The following is a 19079-nucleotide window of genomic DNA, read 5'->3' as shown; positions in this document are numbered from 1 at the left end:
TTGTCTTTTGAAAATCAAAATCAAAAGATCGCAGCCTCCGGCAGCTCCTGCAGGGGTAGGTATCAGGTTTGAGATTTGAGTTGGCCCTCCGGTTTTTCGGTGGGGGGTTTGGGGGGGCTTTGGCCCTTGACTGTTGGTTAAAACTGGAGAGATCGGGATGGTATTTTCATCCAACGTATTCCTGTTTCTGTTCTTGCCGATCTTTCTCGGCATGTACTACCTGAGCGGGATTCGTTATCGCAATCTGCTGCTGCTACTTGCCAGCTACGTGTTCTATGCGTGGTGGCGAGTGGACTTCCTGGCGCTGTTCGCTGCCGTCACGTTGTGGAACTACTGGATCGGCCTGAAAGTCGGTGCTGCCGGCGTCCGGACCAAACCGGCGCAACGCTGGCTGTTGCTCGGCGTGGCAGTGGATCTGTGCATCCTCGGCTACTTCAAGTACGCCAACTTCGGCGTCGACAGCATCAACGCGATGATGACCTCGGTCGGTCTGTCGCCGTTCATCCTGACCCACGTGCTATTGCCGATCGGTATCTCGTTCTACATTTTCGAGTCGATCAGCTACATCATCGATGTGTATCGCGGTGACACCCCGGCGACGCGCAACCTGATCGACTTCGCAGCATTCGTGGCGATCTTCCCGCACCTGATCGCCGGCCCGGTTCTGCGTTTCCGTGACCTCGCCGATCAGTTCAACAACCGTACGCACACCCTCGACAAGTTCTCCGAGGGCTGCACGCGGTTCATGCAGGGTTTCATCAAGAAGGTCTTCATCGCCGACACCCTGGCGGTAGTTGCCGACCATTGCTTCGCCCTGCAAAACCCGACCACGGGCGATGCCTGGCTGGGTGCGCTGGCGTATACCGCGCAACTGTATTTCGACTTCTCCGGTTACAGCGACATGGCGATTGGTCTGGGCTTGATGATGGGTTTTCGCTTCATGGAAAACTTCAAGCAGCCGTACATCAGTCAGTCGATCACCGAGTTCTGGCGTCGCTGGCACATCAGCCTGTCCACCTGGCTGCGTGACTACCTGTACATCACCCTTGGCGGTAACCGTAAAGGTACGTTGATGACCTATCGCAACCTGTTCCTGACCATGCTTCTGGGTGGTCTGTGGCACGGCGCGAACATCACCTACATCGTCTGGGGCGCCTGGCACGGCATGTGGCTGGCCATCGAGAAAGCGCTGGGCCTGAACACCTCGCCACGCAGTCTCAACCCGATCCGCTGGGCACTGACTTTCCTGCTGGTGGTGATGGGCTGGGTGATCTTCCGCGCAGAGAACCTGCACGTTGCCGGTCGCATGTACGGCGCGATGTTCAGCTTCGGCGAATGGTCGTTGTCGGAACTCAATCAGGCCAGCCTCACCGGTCTGCAAGTGGCAACTCTGGTGGTGGCGTACGTGACGCTGGCGTTCTTCGGCCTGCGTGATCTGTACACCAATCAGCCACCGGTCAAGGCCAAACCTGAAGTCAACGTCGAGGCCGACGGCCCTGCCACTGCAACTCCAGGAATGATCAAAGCGGTGCCCGGCGACAACCCGGCAAGCATCCACGAGCCAGGCTACACCGTCGGCGTCGAAGCCCAGGTGCAAGCGGCCTACTGGACGGCTGACTGGTCGCGCTACGCAATGCGCGCCGTGATTCTGCTGCTGTTCATTGCCTCGATTCTCAAACTCTCGGCGCAAAGCTTCTCGCCGTTCCTTTACTTCCAGTTCTGAGGGATCTGACATGACCCGCTCATTACGCATCTTCTACATCGCCCTGTTCCTGGTGACCCTGTTGGTCTTGGGCCTGTGGTCGGTTCGCAGCTTCTTCGGCTTCAGCACCAACGCCGACGCGACGGTGCTCAACGGCCGCTGGACCAAGGCTGTGGAAACCCATTACGACGAAGAGTTTCCGATCAAGCGTCTGGGCACCAACCTCTGGGCCGCGCTGGATTTCAAACTGTTCAACGAAGGTCGTCCGGGCGTCGTGCTCGGTCGCGATCAGTGGTTGTACAGCGATGAGGAATTCAACCCGATCGTTAACGAAGAGCTGAACCTGCAAGGCAACTACGCGCTGGTTGAAGGCGTGCGCCAGACCCTGAAAGACAAAGGCGTGAAACTGGTGATGGCGATCGTGCCGGCCAAGGTTCGTCTGTACCCGGAGCACCTGGGTGAAGTGAAACCGGCGAGCATTCACGCCAACCTTTACGAGGACTTCCACGCACGGGTTGCGGCGGACAAGATCCTTGCGCCCGATCTGCTCAAGCCATTGCAACAAGCCAAGCAGAACGGTCAGCAAGTGTTCCTGCGCACCGACACACACTGGACGCCAGAGGGTGCCGAAGTTGCCGCCAACACCCTGGCCAAGACCATCGCCGACAAGTTCCCGCTCAGCGGCGAGCCGCAGCGTTTCGTCACCACGCCAGCGGAAAAGGTCACGCACAAGGGCGATCTGCGTCTGTTCCTGCCGCTTGATCCGCTGTTCGAAAACCTGATGCCGGCGCAAGAGCCGCTGCAAAAGCGCAACACCGTAGCCGCTGGCGAGCAACCTGGCGGTGACGACGCACTGTTCGCCAACAGCGAAGTGCCGGTCGCGCTGATCGGTACCAGCTACAGCGCCAACCCGAACTGGAACTTCGTCGGTGCGCTGAAACAAGCGCTGCACAGCGACGTCGTGAGCTACGCCGAAGACGGCCACGGCCCGATCCTGCCGATGCTCAGCTACCTCAAAAGCGATGACTTCAAGAACAGCCCGCCACAAGTGCTGATCTGGGAGTTTCCTGAACGTTATCTGCCTGTGAACAACGAAATCGGTGACGCCGACCCGCAGTGGGTCGCAGAGCTTAAACAAGCCGGCGCACGCCAACAAAACGTAGCTGCAAACACTAAATCCGAGACGCCCGACCGGGCGCAAAACTGAAAGAGAGGTACACCATGACTTTCACTACAACTCCTCGCCGTCTCGCTAAAAGCTTCGCTCTGGTTGCTGGCCTCAGCGTGCTTTCCGTACCTGCCTTCGCTGGTGGCGATGCTGCCCTCTACGGCCCTACGGCGCCGAAAGGTTCGAGCTTCGTGCGCATCTATAACGCCAGCAACGCTGAAGTCAGCGCCACCGTTGGCAGCACCAACCTGAGCGATGTTGCGCCACTGGCCAGCAGCGACTTCAGCTTCATGCCGGGCGGCGACTACAGCGCCAAGGTCGGCAGCCAGACCCTGCCGGTAAAACTCGCCGGTGATCACTACTACACCCTGGTCAACAACGCTTCCGGCGCGCCGCAACTGATCGAAGAGCCGCCGTTCAAGAACAAGCAGAAATCCCTGGTACGCGTGCAGAACCTCAGCGACAAGCCGCTGACCCTGAAGACTGCCGACGGCAAGACTGAAGTGGTCAAAACCGTGGCTGCCAAGGGCCGTGGCGAACGTGAAATCAACCCGGTGAAAGTCAGCTTGGCGCTGTACGAAGGTGACAAGAAAGTCGGCGACGTGAAGCCGGTTGCCCTGGAACGCGGTGAAGCAGCGGTGCTGTACGTCACCGGTTCCGGCAGCAGCCTGTCGCCAGTCTGGGTGAAACGCCCGGTGTCGACGCGCTAATCAATTTCCCACAGAGACGCTGACCTCTGTAGGAGCTGCCGCAGGCTGCGATCTTTTGACTTTGCTTTTGCAGATCAAGATCAACAGATCGCAGCCTTCGGCAGCTCCTACAGGGAATGGCGGCGGTCTCTGGGTACGAAACAAAAACAAGAGTGAAACGACACAGCGTTCGTGGCTCTAACCCAATCGATTTTATGGAGTAAACAATATGATTCCGGTGATCTTGTCAGGTGGTAGCGGCTCACGTCTTTGGCCGCTTTCGCGTAAGCAGTTCCCTAAGCAATTCCTCGCCCTGACCGGCGAACACACCTTGTTCCAGCAAACCCTGGAACGCCTGGTGTTCGAAGGCATGGACACCCCGATCGTGGTCTGCAACAAAGATCACCGCTTCATCGTCAACGAGCAGTTGGCCAACCGCAAACTGGAATGCCAGCGCATCCTGATGGAACCGTTCGGCCGCAACACCGCGCCAGCCGTGGCGCTGACCGCGATGATGCTGGTCAATGAAGGCCGTGACGAACTGATGCTGGTGCTGCCCGCCGACCACGTACTGGAAGACCAGAAAGCCCTGCAACGTGCATTGGCCCTGGCCACCGTCGCTGCCGAAAACGGCGAAATGGTGCTGTTCGGCGTACCGGCGACCAAACCGGAAACCGGCTACGGCTATATCAAGTCCACCGCTGATTCGCTGCTGCCCGAAGGCGTCAGCCGCGTCTCGCACTTCGTCGAAAAACCAGACGTCAAACGCGCTACCGAATACGTGCAATCCGGCGGTTACTTCTGGAACAGCGGCATGTTCCTGTTCCGCGCCAGCCGCTTCCTCGAAGAGCTGAAAAAGCACGACCCGGACATCTACGACACCTGCCTGCTGACCCTTGAGCGCAGCGAGCATGACGCCGACACCGTCACGCTGGACGAAGCGACTTTCGCCTGCTGCCCGGACAACTCCATCGACTACTCCGTCATGGAAAAAACCCAGCGTGCCTGCGTCGTGCCGCTGAGCGCGGGCTGGAGCGATGTCGGTTGCTGGTCGTCGCTGTGGGAAGTCAACGAGAAAGACGCCAATGGCAACGTCACCAAAGGTGATGTGGTGATTCAGGACAGCAAGAACTGCATGATCCACGGCAACGGCAAACTGGTGTCGGTGATCGGCCTGGAAAACATCGTCGTGGTCGAAACCAAGGACGCGATGATGATTGCCCACAAGGACAAGGTCCAGGGCGTCAAGCAGATGGTCAACACCCTCAACGAACAGGGCCGCAGCGAAACCCAGAACCACTGCGAAGTCTATCGTCCGTGGGGTTCCTACGACTCGGTGGACATGGGCGGGCGTTTCCAGGTCAAGCACATCTCGGTCAAACCGGGCGCGTGCCTGTCGCTGCAAATGCACCACCACCGCGCCGAACACTGGATCGTGGTCAGCGGCACCGCCGAAGTGACCTGCGATGACAACGTGTTCCTGCTGTGCGAGAACCAGTCGACCTACATCCCGATCGCGTCGGTGCATCGCCTGCGCAACCCGGGCAAGATCCCGCTGGAAATCATCGAAGTGCAATCGGGTTCGTACCTGGGCGAAGACGATATCGAGCGCTTTGAAGATATCTACGGTCGTTCCACTCCGATCGAGCGCGGCGTGTCGGTGAAAACCATCGCGCAGTAACGCTCAGTAAGACAAGAAGCCCTCGCCCAGCCCGTTGCGTTCCCTATCCGCAGCGGGTTGGGTGGGGGTTTTTATTGGCTCAGTGGAATGGTTTCCAAGAACCCGTTCCTCCTTCGCTATAGCTCACAATAAATGCACTCGGAATCGGGTTGATGAAAGTCATTTCGGATGTAGTACCCGGAATCATTGCCACAAAATCGGATTCTTCCACCGTTGTCGCACTCATCAAGAGCCGAGTATCCATACGTCTATTCGGGTTAAACGACATGGGTGCCGCAAGTCCCAAGGTTGAATCGTTGATCGCTCGCTCTTCCAGTCCAGGTATTTCCATCCGGTAGAGGTAGCGGCGCTGACCAGCGTAGCCACCGGATTGGTCATCTATGCCTGTCGAGACATAACGTGGGTTACTAAACCCGACATGTGTGCGGGCATGTCCATTCCATCCCTGCTTAGTGACGTCATTGCGAAAAATTTGCTTGTAGTCTTTTCTAGGCTCCTTCGGGAAAAAACCGCCCGCGCTTCGGATATCGTCGGGAGAACGATTATCCGACCTCATGACTATCACCGCGCCTGTCGAACTAATCATCAATTCATGGTGGCCAATCATCCTTCTGCTGCTCGCGTAGGATGGCAGTGGGCCTGACGTTTGCGTGCTTCTACCCACATCAACCTGCGGATTGGGTGGACGAGGTGTCACGTTTTCCATTTCGGCAGACATATTTTTAATCGGTGGAATGGGCATAGCTGAACGGATCGGAGTCGGGAATGCAGTCGGCCGTGGTGGCACTTGGGGACGGCCAGGAGTCGGGAATGCATTGGGCCTCGGAGGGATCGGAGGACGCGCGGACGAAGGACCATTGGTCCGGCTTGAACCAACTCCCGTTAAATTGCTCGTAGCAACAAGTCCATTTTCGTCGATCAGCGATACTGGATTGTTGACCACCATCCGGAAAAGATTGAGGCCATCTATAGCCTCTGCCGGATCGGGATTCAGCCACCGCTGCAACCACGGCATGTAATAGCGACAACCGTAATAGTAAAGTCCGGTGGCATCGCGCTCCTTACCCGAATAACGGATGGTTTTGTAACTGACTTCGCTGTCCTTGCTCCATGCCGTCTCGCCAAAAGGGTAAAAGCTTTCCTGACTGATAATCCGGGCATCCTCGCCCAGCTCCAGACTGGTTGATCCCAAATGATCGGTGATGGTGTACCGGTAGTGGTCGTTGGAACCGGTCGGCGGCGCACTGTCCCAATGCAAAACCCGCACGCTGTTGAGGCCGCCTCCGGCAATGATTACGTGCAGCTGTCTGCCAGTTGCCGTGTCGTCGCGCAATTCCAACCCGGGTAGATAGCGCACCTCGTCAACAATGCCACGGGCGTTTGTCTGCGATGAGCGCGTCTTGCGTACACGCTGTTCGTCACCGTCATAAACATATTGCTCAAGGTCATTGAGTCCACTGGCCCGCTCGACCGGCGTGACTAATTGCAGCTGATTACGCAGATTCCACGTCAACGAACGCCCCGCCTCCAGCGCCCGCAAATTTCCACGGGAATCAAACGTCGCAGCGATCTCCTCTTCAGTGGGCGGTACGTCGTCGCGAAAAGGCAGGCAGCGATTGCTGAACCGCGCGGCTTTAAGCTTTCGTCCGCTGCGCGCGCCCACATGCGTCAGCTCCAGCAGATTGCCGGATTCATCGTAGCGATAGCTCTGTCGATAATTACTCAACGCCGCCGGATCATTGCGGTCCAGAGACTCTGGCCCCTGACTGGCAGCCCCCGCCTCCCATCCGGTTGCCTCGCTCAATTGGTAGAGGCTGTCGTAGGTAAACCGGCTGACCGGATCGATGCGCTGATTGGCAAAGTAGCGAATCGGCAGTGCCTTGTCCTCGATGCTCAGCACATTGCCAATCCGGTCGTATTCGTAGCGAAGAAGCTGTAAGTCTTCACCGCTGCCCTTCTTCGCCTGACGTTCCAGCAAACGGCCGTCCTCGGGGCGATAGGTTAATGTCGTCCGCACCCCGTTGCCTGCCAACTCCTGGGTGACTTGCCCGTCAGCGTTGTAGCGAATGTCACTGACCAGTACCTGCGCTTCGGACTGATGTTTCAGTTGCAGATGGCTGGCACGCAAGCGGCCATCAAGGGTGAAGTCGCTGCCCTGCCGATTGCCCCGCGCATCGACCTGTTCGATCACCTGCCCCTGTGGCCCGAAACGCCATTGGGTCGTTGCGCCCTCGCCGGGCTCCAGCAACCGCGCACGTTGATCAATCGGCTCGGGCCAATCCGGGGTGACGGAATCCAGGGTGAAATGCCGGGTGTTTTCGCTGCATTGGCCGCTGAACGCAAAGGTTTCAAACAACACACTGCCCGCCGGATCATCATGGCGAATCAACTGGCCGAGCTGGTTGCGGGTCGGATCAGCCGTATCGGGCTCGCCATACATGAAACGCTCGACGCATAGCCGAGGTTGCGATTCACCTTCTTCAAACACCGCCAACGGGCGCAGCAGCGGGTCGTGTTGTATTTCGCGACGAGTGCCACGACTGTCCCAATCGAACAGCACTTGCCCACCGCCCCCATGCAAGGCGATCTGTATGCCGGCATCGACGCTGTCCGAGCGCAGCACCTGGCCGTTCAGCGAATAAACCGAGGTCAGATTGGCCGGAGTCTGCGGATCGCTGATTTGCAGCGCCCACAAACGTGGATCCCACTGGGCGACGGCGCGCCCGGCTACGTCATGCCGAGTGCGGTTGACGCGGGTTTGAACCGGTTCAACGACCTCGGTGCGCCAATAGTCGACGGTACGAACCGGCAATCCACGCGGGTCGTTTGCCGAAAGCGCCGGTGTTCTGCTGTGCACGCTCATCAGTTCTGCTTCGCACGGTAGCGACGTCCTTTTCGTCTGTCGGCATCAAAGCAGTCGGGCGACACGAATGCCTACTGTCAGAAATTACAGTTCCGACCAACGGTGCATTCGCTTGCGCAACGAATGTCTATTGGGGCGTCCCTTCGGTAGGATGGTGCTCACGAGTTAAAGGAGCGTTCAAACATGTTCATCGGCGTCTTGCTGGTCATCACCTGGTTGATCCTGTTGCTGCGCTATCCGGCCAAGGCGTTACCGGTTTCGGTCGCAGCGGCCGTCGGCCTCGCACTGGTGGCGATGTGGGTGGTGTGGCTGGACAACCGCGAGGTCAAGCAACTGGCACGCCTGGAACTGCGCATCAGCTATGCGCCCGAACAATGCCCGGCAGATCGACCGCTGCAACTGAAGATGAACAACGGCAACGACGTGCCACTGACCGAACTGCGCTGGCGCATCGCGGCCTATGCACCGGGCGACACCGTCAATCTGGCCGACAACCAATACACTGCCCCGCGCTATCGCGGCCCCGGCGAATTGCAGGCTGGTGGCAGTTGGGAAGATTGCCTGCCGATGCCGCCGCTGCGGCCCGGTTATCGCCCACAAACCCTGGAGTTTCGCGCCGAGCGATTGCAGGGTAGTTTCTCCGACTGATCCCTCCCCCACCGTTTTTTTTGCACAAGGAATGCGCCATGCCCGTTGCGTTGATTACCGGTTGTTCGAGCGGCATCGGCCGCGCCCTGGCCGACGCTTTCAAGAACGCCGGTTTCGAAGTCTGGGCCACTGCGCGCAAGGCTGAAGATGTCGCCGCGCTGGCCTCAGCCGGGTTTATTACGGTGCAGCTCGACGTCAATGACGGCGTGGCACTTGAGCAACTTGGCGTGCGAATCAATCAACAACACGGCGGCCTCGATGTGCTGATCAACAACGCCGGTTATGGCGCTATGGGCCCGCTGCTCGACGGCGGCGTGCCCGCCATGCAGCGTCAGTTCGAAACCAACGTATTCTCGATTGTCGGCGTCACCCGTGCGCTGTTCCCGGTGCTGCGTCGGGGCAAAGGCCTGGTGGTGAATATCGGCAGCGTTTCCGGGGTTTTGGTTACGCCGTTCGCCGGCGCCTACTGTGCCTCGAAAGCCGCCGTACATGCCTTGAGCGACGCGTTGCGTATGGAGCTGGCACCGTTCGGCATCCGCGTGATGGAAGTCCAGCCCGGGGCGATTCAGTCGAGCTTTGCCAAGAACGCCGGGCACGAGGCCGAGCAGTTGATCAACGAGCAATCGCCATGGTTTCCCTTGCGTGAAGGCATTCGGGCGCGGGCCAAGGCCTCGCAGGACAATCCGACACCGGCCCGAGACTTTGCTGCTGAACTGCTTAAAGCCGTGCAGCAGAGCAAACCACCACGGCTGATCCGCATCGGCAATGGAAGCCGGGCGTTGCCGTTGTTGGCAGCACTGTTGCCCAAAGGGTTGCTGGAATCGACGTTGATGAAGCGGTTCGGCTTGCGCGCAAACCTCTGAGACCGGGTTGACCTCATCGCGGGCAAGCCCGCTCCCACAGGTTTTTCGGTGTACTCGAAAACCCAAAACGCTACATAACCTGTGGGAGCGAGCTTGCTCGCGATTGGGCCGGAGCAATCACCGCAAAATCTCAGCCCCAGCCTTTCATGAAATCAATGAACGCTCGCACCTTCAGCGGCAAATGCCGGGTGTCCGGGTACAGTGCGTACACGCCTTGCTGGGCAAAACAGTAGTCCGCCAACAAGCGCTGTAACCGTCCGGCGTCGAGATCTTCCTGGATCAGCCACTGCGGCAGAATGGCCACGCCCTGCCCGGTCAATGCAAATGCCCGCAGCGTTGCCGAGTTGTCCGCGACGATCGCAGTCGTCCCCGGTTTTGGCTGATAGAAATGCTCGCTGCCGGCCGGGTCGGTGACCGTCATTTCCGGTACGCGTCCATGCCCCAGTGTCGGCATCGACTCCAGCACCGCCAGGGTGCTGACGGGAGAAAACTGCTCGACCAACTCAGGTGCCGCCACTGCAAACACCTCGAACGTCGACAACTGCACCGCGCGCAGATTGGAGTCGTGCATGCGTCCGAGGCGAATCGCCAGATCAAAACGTTCAGAGATCAGATCGGCGTGGGTCGAGGAAGTGGACAGGTGAATATTCAGTTGCGGCTGCTGCTGACGAAACACTTCCAGCGCCGGCACCACCTGCGCCAGAGCAAATTCCACGGTGGTGGTGATGCGCAACGTGCCCTTTAGCTGTGAGTGCTCGGAACGAGCCTCCTCGATGGCCAGTCGCGCTTCATCCAGCGTGCGCAAACAGCGCCGATAGAAGCGCTCGCCGGCATCGGTCATCGCCAATTGCCGCGTATTGCGGGTGAGCAACGTGACGCCCAGCTCCTCTTCCAGCCGCTTGAGGTTGAAGCTCACCACCGCTCGCGTCTGCCCAAGCGTATCGGCGGCTGCGGTCAGCGACCCGGCCTCGACCACGGCTTTAAAGGTGTCAAAACGGTCCAGACTGACCATGTTCACGGCGCTCCTTGTCAAAATTATTTTGACAAACTAGCAGCCAAACCAGCGTTTTCCTATCGTCAGAAGCGCCCTACCCTGCACGCCTCATCACAGGGAAGTTGCCATGGCCTATCGCTCAAAAGTCGCGCTGGTGTATTTGCTGGGTTTCGCCCTTGACCTGCTCAACATGTTCGCCGCCAGCATTGCCTACCCGGACATCGCCCGGCAGTTGCACGCCTCGGTGACGCAACTGGCGTGGATCACCAACGCCTACATGCTCGGGCTGACGCTGATCATTCCGATGAGTGTGTGGCTGGCGGCACGGGTAGGCGAGCGCCGGCTGATTCTCGGCTCGTTGCTGTTGTTCGCCATCGCGTCCGGACTGGTGGCTCAGGCCGGGTCGATTGAAAGCCTGATCGGCTGGCGGCTGCTGCAAGGGCTGGGTGGCGGGTTGCTGCTGCCGGTCGGTCAGGCCCTGGCCTACCGAGAGTTTCCTGCGACGCAGCGCGCGCACTTCACCGGTGTGGTGCTGCTGGTGGCGCTGATGGTGCCGGCCCTGTCGCCCGCGGCCGGTGGACTGATTGTTCAGGCGTTGTCGTGGCGCTGGATTTTCTACCTGAACATGCCTATGGCGCTGCTGGCTTTCGGGCTCGGCCTGCTCTGGTTGAAGCCAGACCAACCCACCCGCGAACGACCGACACTGGACGCACGCGGCCTGCTGTTGGCCGTGTCGGCCCTGAGCCTGTTGTTGATTGCCGTGAGCCTGGCAAGCGCAACCGCAACCCGCCACCTGGCTGGCGGCGTGCTGCTGCTCAGCGCCTTAACCTTGTGCGTGTACTTGCGCGATGGCTGGCACAAACCTGGTGCGGTGCTTGACCTGCAACTGATCAAGAACCCGTCATTGCGTCTGGCAATGCTGATCTACCTGTTTGTGCCGGGCGTCTTTACCGGTACCAACATGCTTGCCGTGTTGTACCTGCACGACCTCGGTTTCGGCGCGGCGCAAACCGGTGCACTGATGCTGTCCTGGGCGGCGGCTTCGGGACTGGCGATCATGCTAGGCAAACGCAGTTTCAACCGAGTCGGTCCCAAGCCGCTGCTGATCGCGGGCATGCTTTTGCAAAGCCTGGGCATTGTCATGCTGATGCAGATCGAACAACCCGCAGCCGGCCCTCTGATAATCGCCTATGCGCTGATGGGCCTGGGCGGCAGCCTGTGCAGCGTCACCGCGCAGACCTTGGCGTTTGTCGGCATGAGCGCGGAAAAAATGGGTCACTCCAGCGCCCTCTGGAACATCAATCGCCAGCTCGGTTTCTGCCTCGGCGCGGCGCTGCTCAGTTCATTGCTGGGCGCATTGGGCGCCAACGGTTTCAAATATTGTTTTCTCGCCGCCGCGCTGCTCACGCTCTTGCCGATGGGCGCCGTGCTGCGTTTCGATGCGAGCAAAGTGCTCGCGCTGCTGAACTCACCTGCCCTTCAGGAAAAATCCACATGACTGACTACACCGACTACTTTGCCGAAGTGATCGAGGCGCACGAGGCCATCGAGCGATGGTTTGCCGTGGCAGAGGACGAGACCGCTCTGGAGCGATTACTGACGCGCTTTTCACCTCGGTTTTCGATGATTTCGCCGCTGGGTCGCGTGCTTGATTTCGAAGCCTTGCGGGGGCTGTTTCAAATAGCTGGAGGCAAGAAGAACGGGTTCAGGATTGAGCTCAGCCAACTGCACGGGATTGCGTTGCATGAACGTGGCGCGACGCTGAGTTATCGAGAGCAGCAGTCGGATGCGAGTGGGTTGCACACTGATCGCCAATCGACTGTGGTGTTTGAAAAACTCGAATCCGGGCGCGTGGTCTGGCTGCATTTGCACGAGACGTTTTGCGGCGTTTAGACGTTCGGCATTTTCTTGCAGGACCGAGGCGCCTGCATCGCGGGCAAGCCCGCTCCCACAGGTTTTGCGGTGTACCCAAATATCTTGTACACGACGGATCCTGTGGGAGCGGGCTTGCCCGCGATGGCAGCGACTCGGTCTGCCTCAGTTATCCACAACGTCCTGTTTCACCACGACCGTGCAAGTAATCCCCGCCGCCAACAGCACACCCTCTGGCACTTCATCGATGTGAATGCGCACCGGCACCCGCTGCGCCAGGCGCACCCAGTTGAACGTCGGATTCACATCGGCGATCAGCTCGCGGCTTTCAGGGTTGTCGCGGTCGTAGATGCCGCGAGAAATACTTTCCACATGGCCCTTCAACACTTCGCCGCTCATCAGTTGCATGTCGGCCTTATCACCGACGCGCACGTGCGGCAGTTTGGTTTCTTCGAAGAAGCCGTAGACCCAGAATGAATTCATGTCGACCACGGCCATCTTCGCCTCGCCGATGCGCGCGTAGTCGCCGCGATGCACGTTGAGGTTGGTCACGTAGCCATCCACCGCCGCGCGCACTTCGGTGCGTTTGAGGTTGAGTTCGGCGGCTTCCAGTTGCGCCTGCGCGTGTTGGTAATCGGCCAGTGCGGCGTCTGCGATGTTGCTGGCGTCGTCGCGGTTTTCCCTTGAGATCACCAGCGCGTCCATGTCGGCGCGGCGATGGGCGTTGACCTTGCGCATCTCCCACGTCGACTTGCGTGAAGCAACCAGCGACTGCGCCTGTTTCACCGCGATGCGGTAATGCTCAGGGTCGATCTGCATGAGCAAATCGCCCTTCTTCACCAGTTGGTTGTCGCGCACCGGCACGTTGACCACTTCACCGGTGACGTCGGCGGCGACGTTGATGATGTCCGCACGCACCCGGCCGTCGCGGGTCCACGGCGTGTCCATGTAATGCACCCACAAGGTCCGGCCGATCCACAGCGCAAGGGCCAGCACCAGCAGGGTCGCGAGCAGGCTGAAAAACTTTTTCATCAGATCGTTCTCAACGGTAGACAGTCAGCGCCATCGCGCCGAACAGACAGGTAAACAGACTCAGGCGCAGCAGCGCCGGGTGCCAGAAGAAGCGGTACAGATCGAACCCCGACAAGAACCGGTCCACCGCCCAGGCCAGCGCCGCAGCGATGAAAAACATCAAGGTCATGGTCGGCATGTACACGCCGTGGAAGGCGATTTCACGAGGCATGGGCAAGTCCTTCGGGCTTGGCGGGCGCGAACGCGGCAAGCGGTGATTGCGGGTCGAGCAAGGACGTGCGGATAAAGTGCAGATAGCTCTTCACCCGACGCAACGCCGAGGTATCGAAGTGCGGCGCGAACGGTTCATCGGTGGCCGCGACACGACTGATCGCGTGATCGACCGCGACCAGTGCGCGCTCCAGATTGCTGGCGTTGGGGTGCAGAAACAGCCGCACCAGCGAGCGCCCCATCACCCGGATCGCCTGACGCCACGGCTGCGATTCGGCGTACGCCGGATGCACCGGCAAAATCGCCTGCTCCTTGCGCAACTCGATGATCGCGTGGCCGACTTCAAGCACCACGAACATCCAGCGCAGCAAGTTCTTCTGGACCTTCGGCTCACCGGCCGCCAGACCGTAGGCCTGATGCAGCAGGTCGCGGGTGCGGCTCTCGAAACTCGACGCCAGCCCTTTGAGTTTGCCGCTGATCGCATAGACCACTTGCCCGCGCAGATCCTGCTCCAGCCGTTGCCACAACCAGCGGCTGTTCGGCGGCAGAATAATCGCCCCGGCAGCTGCGCAGACCAGCATGCCGATGACCATGGCGATGTAGTCATTGATGAAGGTGTACGGGTTGTAGACCGTCAGGTTGTCCGGCACGGAGCCTGTGCTGAAGAAGATCAGCAAACCGAGACCGACACCGGCGTATTGCGGCCGCGACGTAAGAAACGAACCGAGCACGATCACCGGCGCGAGCATCACGCACAGCAATGGAAAACCGTCGATCCACGGGAAGATGAAAAACATCTCGAAGAAGCCGATCAGCGCGCCGAGGAATGTGCCGCACGCCATCTGGAATGCCATGCGTTTCGGGTTCGGCGTGGCGGCGGACAGCCCCACCGTGGCGGCGGCAATCAGGGTCATGGTCGCGCCGCTCGGCCACGCGGTGGCCACCCAATAACTGCCCAGCACGATCAGGATGAACGAGGCGCGAATCCCCGAAGCAGCCGCTGCCCACCAGTTGGTTTGCGGGGTAAACGGCTCATCCCAACGCTCGCGTTCGTGGCGGTGATCGGCTAAGGACGCATGGGTCTGTGCATAACTGTGCAGGTCATCGACGAAGCGATAGAGCAACTCGTAAGCGGTGTGGAAATCCAGCTGCTCGGCGTCGCTCGGCTCACTTTCCTGAAACGTCGCGCGCAGGCTACGCACCCGCGCTGGCAGGCCTTCTTTATAGGTCGCAAGCGCCGTCGCCAGGCGTGCAGCATCGGGACTGGTCAGGGCACGACCGCTGAAGGCGTCGAGCACTTCGGCGAGGTCCTGCAGACCCGGCCTGATTGCCGCCACGACGTGCGCCTCGCCATTGCCGCGCAGGCGTTCAAGCAACTGGTGCAGGGCGTTGAAGCGCGTGGTGATGCCCATGAACTCACTGTTCAAACGGCTGAGGCGACCATTGCGCCGGCGCATGTGCGGGTCTTCGAACACGGTCACGCTGCGCAGCCCTTCCAGCCCCACCGCTTCGGCAATGAAGCGCACGTTAGTCGCCTCAAAGGATTCGGTTTTGCTACGCCCGCGCAAGCCATCGGTGACGAACAGCGCGAACACGCCGAAACGCTGATAAAGAGCGTTGCGCATCGCCGCACTGGCGGTTTGCGGCAGGATCGCGGCGCTGATCACGGTGGCGCAGAGAATCCCCAACGAGATCTCCAGCACCCGCCAAACCGCCGCCATAAACGCGCCGTCCGGGTGGGCCAGCGCCGGCAACCCGACCATTGCGGCGGTGTAACCCGCCAGCACGAATCCATAGGCGCGGAAGTTACGGCAACGCGCGGCACCGGCCGAGCAGATGCCAACCCAGATCGCCAGCGAGCCGAGGAACAGCTCGGTGTTCTGCGCAAACAGCGCGATCAACGTGACCATCATCGCCGAGCCGGCCAGCGTGCCCAGAAAGCGATAGAAACTCTTGGCGAACACCTGCCCGCTTTGCGGCTGCATGACGATGAACACGGTGATCATCGCCGTGCGCGGTTGCGGCAATTCCAGACGCATCGCCAGCCACAGGGTGAGGAACGCGGCGAGCAACACCTTGAAGATGTAGACCCAGGTCACGCCATCGCTGCGCGCCCAGTCAAAAAAACCCCGGCGCCATTCCAGGGAGTAGAGCCAGCGCAGGGGGGCGGGCAAGGGAGTCATTTAAACTTGCTCATGGTTGTCGGCAGGAAGTTTTACTTAGGTACATGGAAAACCCTGTGGCGAGGGGATTTATCCCCGATGGGCTGCGAAGCGGCCCCAACCAATGCAATCGAGTTTTCACAGACACACCGCGCACGCTGGTTTTGGGGCTGCTGCGCAGCCCATCGGGGATAAATCCCCTCGCCACAGAAATCCCCTCGCCACAGGATTGGTGTGCAGTAGTTGGGTGTTCAACGCAGGAGCATCGGAGTTTTCGGGGCTTGGGTTTTCTCGTCGCTCGGCACGTCATTCCCCGCACCCAGCCCACCACCCAGCGCCGTCACCAATTCCGCATGCGCACTCAACCGCGCTGCCTGCACCTGCTGTTGCACTTGCTGCTGTTTGAACAGCAGTGTTTGCGCGTTGAGCACGTTGAGGTAATCGGTGAGGCCGCGCTGATAAGCGATCATCGCGATGTCGTAAGTCTTCTGCGCGGTGGCCACGGATTCGGCGGCGAACTCTTGCTGCTTGTCCATCGACTCACGGCGGATCAACTGGTCAGAGATGTTCTTCAGCGCATTGACCAGCGTCTGGTTGTAATGCGCCACGGCGATGTCAAAACCGGCCGACGCTTCACCCAGTTCGGCACGCAGTCGCCCTCCGTCGAAGATCGGCAGCGAGATCGCCGGCCCCACGTTGTAATTGAGTTTCTTGCCGGTCAAAAACTCCAGCGCCCCACCGCCAGTGGCCATGAAACCGAGGCTGCCGACCAGATCGACGTTGGGATAAAAACCGGCGTGCGCCACATCAATGCCACGCGCCTGCGCCGCCACTTGCCAACGACTGGCGACCACATCCGGACGCTGACCGAGTAATTGCGCGGGCAGTGCCGAAGGCAGTTTCAGCGCCGCACCGAGGGCCAGCGTCGGGCGCTGCAACTGCGCGCCGTCACCCGGGCCTTTACCCGCCAGTGCGGCGAGTTGATTGCGACTGAGGGCGATCTCTTCGTCCAGCGCATCGAGTTGCCGATGGGTTTCCGGCAACGGCGTTTGCGCCTGGCTGACTTCAAAGTGCGTGCCGATCCCGCCGTCCAGACGCTTTTGCGCCAGATCGAGAATCTGCTGTTGCTGCTTTAGTGTCGCGGCGACGATGTCGCGCTGGGCGTAGTGCAGCGACAGTTCGATGTAGGCACGCACGATGTTGTTCTGCAACTCCAACTGCGCCAATCGCGCCTCGGCAGCGCTCATGTGCGCCAGATCCACCGCCCGTTCGCTGGCATTGCTTTCGCGTCCCCAGAGGTCGAGGGCGTAACTGAAACCCAGCGCGGCGTTGTTGTCCCAGGTGGTGGTGTTGGCCAGCTCGCCCGGACCGTAGAACTGATCGGTCGGCCAGTTGTGGCGCTTGAGCGTTGACTCACCATTGATCTGCAACGACTCGGCCGCTTCAGCGACACCGGCCATGGCCTTGGCCTGACGCACCCGCGCGGCGGCCATGGCCATGCTCGGGCTGCCTTGTACGGCGAGGTCGATCCAGCGGTTCAATTGCGGGTCGCCGTAGGCTTGCCACCATTGTGCGGTGGGCCAATTGGCGTCACGGGCGGCGTGGGCGATGGCGTCGTCGGTAGCCAGTGCATTGGCTTGCAGTGCCTTGCCCTGCGGGGCAATACCTTCGGTTGAGATGCAGCCGCCGAGACCCAGGGCGAAAGCCAGAACACTGAGCGGCAAAAGCGCTCTGTTGATGCGACGCGGCACAGCTGCGAATTCCTGAGAAGGGGATATGGCGGGGCTTACTCACTCTGTAGGAGCTGCCGCAGGCTGCGATCTTTTGATCTTGATCCCTTAAAACAAAATCAAAAGATCGCAGCCTTCGGCAGCTCCTACAGGGAACGGCGCAATTCTAGGTGGGCGCCTTGGCCGCGATAAGCTGGGAATCTTGTGAATCTTTGTTACCGTTAACGAGATAATCCCTTGGTCGGGGGTTTCGGCCCCGAAACTTCGTGTCACAATTTGCCATCTGCCTTGAGAGCACCCCATGGACACTTTGCAAAACATGCGCGCCTTCAGTTGCGTGGCCGAAGCCGGCAGCTTCACCGCCGCCGCCGTGCAACTCGACACCACCACCGCCAACGTTTCGCGCGCGGTCTCCAACCTGGAAGCCCATCTGCAAACCCGACTGCTCAACCGCACGACCCGGCGCATCGCCCTGACCGAGGCCGGCAAGCGTTATCTGCTACGTTGCGAACAAATCCTCGCTTACGTCGAAGAAGCGGAGGCAGAAGCCAGCCAGGCCCACGCCCGCCCGGCCGGACAGCTGAAAGTGCACACCATGACCGGCATCGGCCAGCACTTCGTCATCGACGCCATCGCCCGTTATCGCAAGACACACCCCGACGTGACCTTCGACCTGACCATGGCCAACCGCGTGCCAGACCTGCTCGATGAAGGCTACGACGTCTCCATCGTGCTGGCTCGCGAACTGCCGGACTCGGGCTTCGTCTCGCAGCGCCTGGGCATCACCTACAGCATCGTCTGTGCCTCACCGGCCTACGTGAAAACCAACGGCTGCGCACAAAAGCCCAGCGACCTGCTCAACCACGCCTGTCTGCGCCTTGTAAGCCCGGTGATCCCGCTGGAGAAATGGGCATTCGACGGCCCGGAAGGTCAGGAGATGGTCACCATCAATAGCTCACCGTTTCTGGTGAACTCTGCCGACGCGATGAAAACCGCAATCATCAGCGGCATGGGCGTCGGCGTCCTGCCCGTGTACGCCGCCATCGAAGGTTTGCGCAACGGCACGCTGGTGCGGGTCATGCCGAACTACCGCTCGCAGGAACTGAACCTGTACGCGATCTACCCGTCGCGCCAATACCTGGATGCGAAGATCAAGACCTGGGTCGAGTACCTGCGCGGCTCCCTGCCGGAAATTCTCGCAGCGCATCAGGCGGAACTGGCCGCCTACGAACTCAGCGGCAGCCTCGCCGGAGCCCGAGTCGCCAAGTGATTTTCAACACACCGTGAAACCTGTAGGAGCTGCCGAAGGCTGCGATCTTTTGACCTTGATGTTTAAAAATCAAAAGATCGCAGCCTACGGCAGCTCCTACATTTCGTGGTTTTCGCGGAAGTTTCCGACAGGTTTTGAAGGTTGTCCGTCGGAAGTGCGGTGGATAGGCTTTGGGTGTCGCTGACGAATCAGCGA

Annotated in this window: 15 protein-coding genes; 9 read left to right on the top strand and 6 right to left on the bottom strand. The window is 60.0% G+C overall.

What is annotated here, in order from left to right; all coding sequences use genetic code 11:
- The first annotated feature begins 157 nt into the window (after positions 1-157).
- From ICA15_RS21490 to ICA15_RS21475, 4 genes are all read left to right on the top strand, one after another.
- The gene (locus ICA15_RS21490; protein WP_150597484.1) at positions 158-1723 is read left to right on the top strand and encodes an MBOAT family O-acyltransferase; all 1566 of its coding nucleotides are present in this window, start codon (positions 158-160) and stop codon (positions 1721-1723) included.
- Between the two features lie 10 nt (positions 1724-1733).
- The gene (locus tag ICA15_RS21485) at positions 1734-2909 is read left to right on the top strand and encodes an alginate O-acetyltransferase (RefSeq protein ID WP_150603714.1); all 1176 of its coding nucleotides are present in this window, start codon (positions 1734-1736) and stop codon (positions 2907-2909) included.
- Between the two features lie 14 nt (positions 2910-2923).
- Entirely contained in the window at positions 2924-3580 is a 657-nt protein-coding gene (locus ICA15_RS21480; RefSeq protein WP_042557747.1) for an alginate O-acetyltransferase AlgF, read from the top strand.
- Between the two features lie 208 nt (positions 3581-3788).
- Positions 3789-5240: a mannose-1-phosphate guanylyltransferase/mannose-6-phosphate isomerase gene (locus ICA15_RS21475; RefSeq protein ID WP_150603712.1), complete on the top strand. Its 1452-nt coding sequence runs from the start codon at positions 3789-3791 to the stop codon at positions 5238-5240.
- A gap of 79 nt (positions 5241-5319) precedes the next feature.
- Here the strand turns inward: ICA15_RS21475 and ICA15_RS21470 are convergent, their stop codons facing one another.
- A complete protein-coding gene (locus tag ICA15_RS21470; RefSeq protein WP_210554558.1) occupies positions 5320-8103 on the bottom strand; it encodes an RHS repeat domain-containing protein in 2784 nt (927 codons plus the stop codon).
- Positions 8104-8286: 183 nt separating this feature from the next.
- Here ICA15_RS21470 and ICA15_RS21465 point away from each other — a divergent pair, with 183 nt between their 5' ends.
- Together ICA15_RS21465 and ICA15_RS21460 are read left to right on the top strand one after the other, a co-directional pair.
- Positions 8287-8751, top strand: a complete 465-nt coding sequence (locus tag ICA15_RS21465) for a hypothetical protein (protein ID WP_042557745.1) — start codon at positions 8287-8289, stop codon at positions 8749-8751.
- 38 nt (positions 8752-8789) lie between these two features.
- Positions 8790-9614 carry an SDR family oxidoreductase gene (locus tag ICA15_RS21460; protein ID WP_210554557.1) on the top strand — a complete coding sequence of 275 codons (825 nt, stop codon included), beginning with the start codon at positions 8790-8792 and terminating at the stop codon, positions 9612-9614.
- 130 nt (positions 9615-9744) lie between these two features.
- Here ICA15_RS21460 and ICA15_RS21455 read toward each other — a convergent pair whose 3' ends face one another.
- Entirely contained in the window at positions 9745-10626 is an 882-nt protein-coding gene (locus tag ICA15_RS21455) for a LysR family transcriptional regulator (protein WP_210554556.1), read from the bottom strand.
- 109 nt (positions 10627-10735) lie between these two features.
- Here ICA15_RS21455 and ICA15_RS21450 point away from each other — a divergent pair, with 109 nt between their 5' ends.
- Together ICA15_RS21450 and ICA15_RS21445 are read left to right on the top strand one after the other, a co-directional pair.
- Positions 10736-12106 (top strand): MFS transporter, encoded by a 1371-nt coding sequence (locus ICA15_RS21450; RefSeq protein WP_210554555.1) that lies wholly within the window; start codon positions 10736-10738, stop codon positions 12104-12106.
- A complete protein-coding gene (locus ICA15_RS21445; RefSeq protein ID WP_210554554.1) occupies positions 12103-12501 on the top strand; it encodes a DUF4440 domain-containing protein in 399 nt (132 codons plus the stop codon). The genes ICA15_RS21450 and ICA15_RS21445 overlap by 4 nt, the downstream gene beginning before the upstream one ends.
- 144 nt (positions 12502-12645) lie before the next feature.
- On the opposite strand, the gene ICA15_RS21440 is transcribed toward ICA15_RS21445, so the two are convergent.
- The 4 genes from ICA15_RS21440 to ICA15_RS21425 all read right to left on the bottom strand — a co-directional run bounded on the left by ICA15_RS21440 (position 12646) and on the right by ICA15_RS21425 (position 17635).
- Positions 12646-13512 carry an HlyD family secretion protein gene (locus ICA15_RS21440; RefSeq protein ID WP_150617188.1) on the bottom strand — a complete coding sequence of 289 codons (867 nt, stop codon included), beginning with the start codon at positions 13510-13512 and terminating at the stop codon, positions 12646-12648.
- Between the two features lie 10 nt (positions 13513-13522).
- A complete protein-coding gene (locus ICA15_RS21435; RefSeq protein ID WP_007914106.1) occupies positions 13523-13723 on the bottom strand; it encodes a DUF1656 domain-containing protein in 201 nt (66 codons plus the stop codon).
- Positions 13713-15905 (bottom strand): FUSC family protein, encoded by a 2193-nt coding sequence (locus ICA15_RS21430; protein WP_210554553.1) that lies wholly within the window; start codon positions 15903-15905, stop codon positions 13713-13715. The genes ICA15_RS21435 and ICA15_RS21430 overlap by 11 nt, the downstream gene beginning before the upstream one ends.
- 230 nt (positions 15906-16135) lie before the next feature.
- Positions 16136-17635, bottom strand: a complete 1500-nt coding sequence (locus ICA15_RS21425) for an efflux transporter outer membrane subunit (RefSeq protein WP_210554552.1) — start codon at positions 17633-17635, stop codon at positions 16136-16138.
- A gap of 280 nt (positions 17636-17915) precedes the next feature.
- Between ICA15_RS21425 and ICA15_RS21420 the strand changes: the two genes are divergently transcribed.
- The gene (locus ICA15_RS21420) at positions 17916-18884 is read left to right on the top strand and encodes a LysR family transcriptional regulator (protein WP_210554551.1); all 969 of its coding nucleotides are present in this window, start codon (positions 17916-17918) and stop codon (positions 18882-18884) included.
- Positions 18885-19079: the final 195 nt, after the last annotated feature.

It is taken from the genome of Pseudomonas sp. P116 (assembly GCF_020149425.1).
Lineage (GTDB): Bacteria > Pseudomonadota > Gammaproteobacteria > Pseudomonadales > Pseudomonadaceae > Aquipseudomonas > Aquipseudomonas anatoliensis.
Note: the sequence above shows the minus strand (reverse complement) of the source record. Positions and strands in the feature narration are given on the sequence as shown.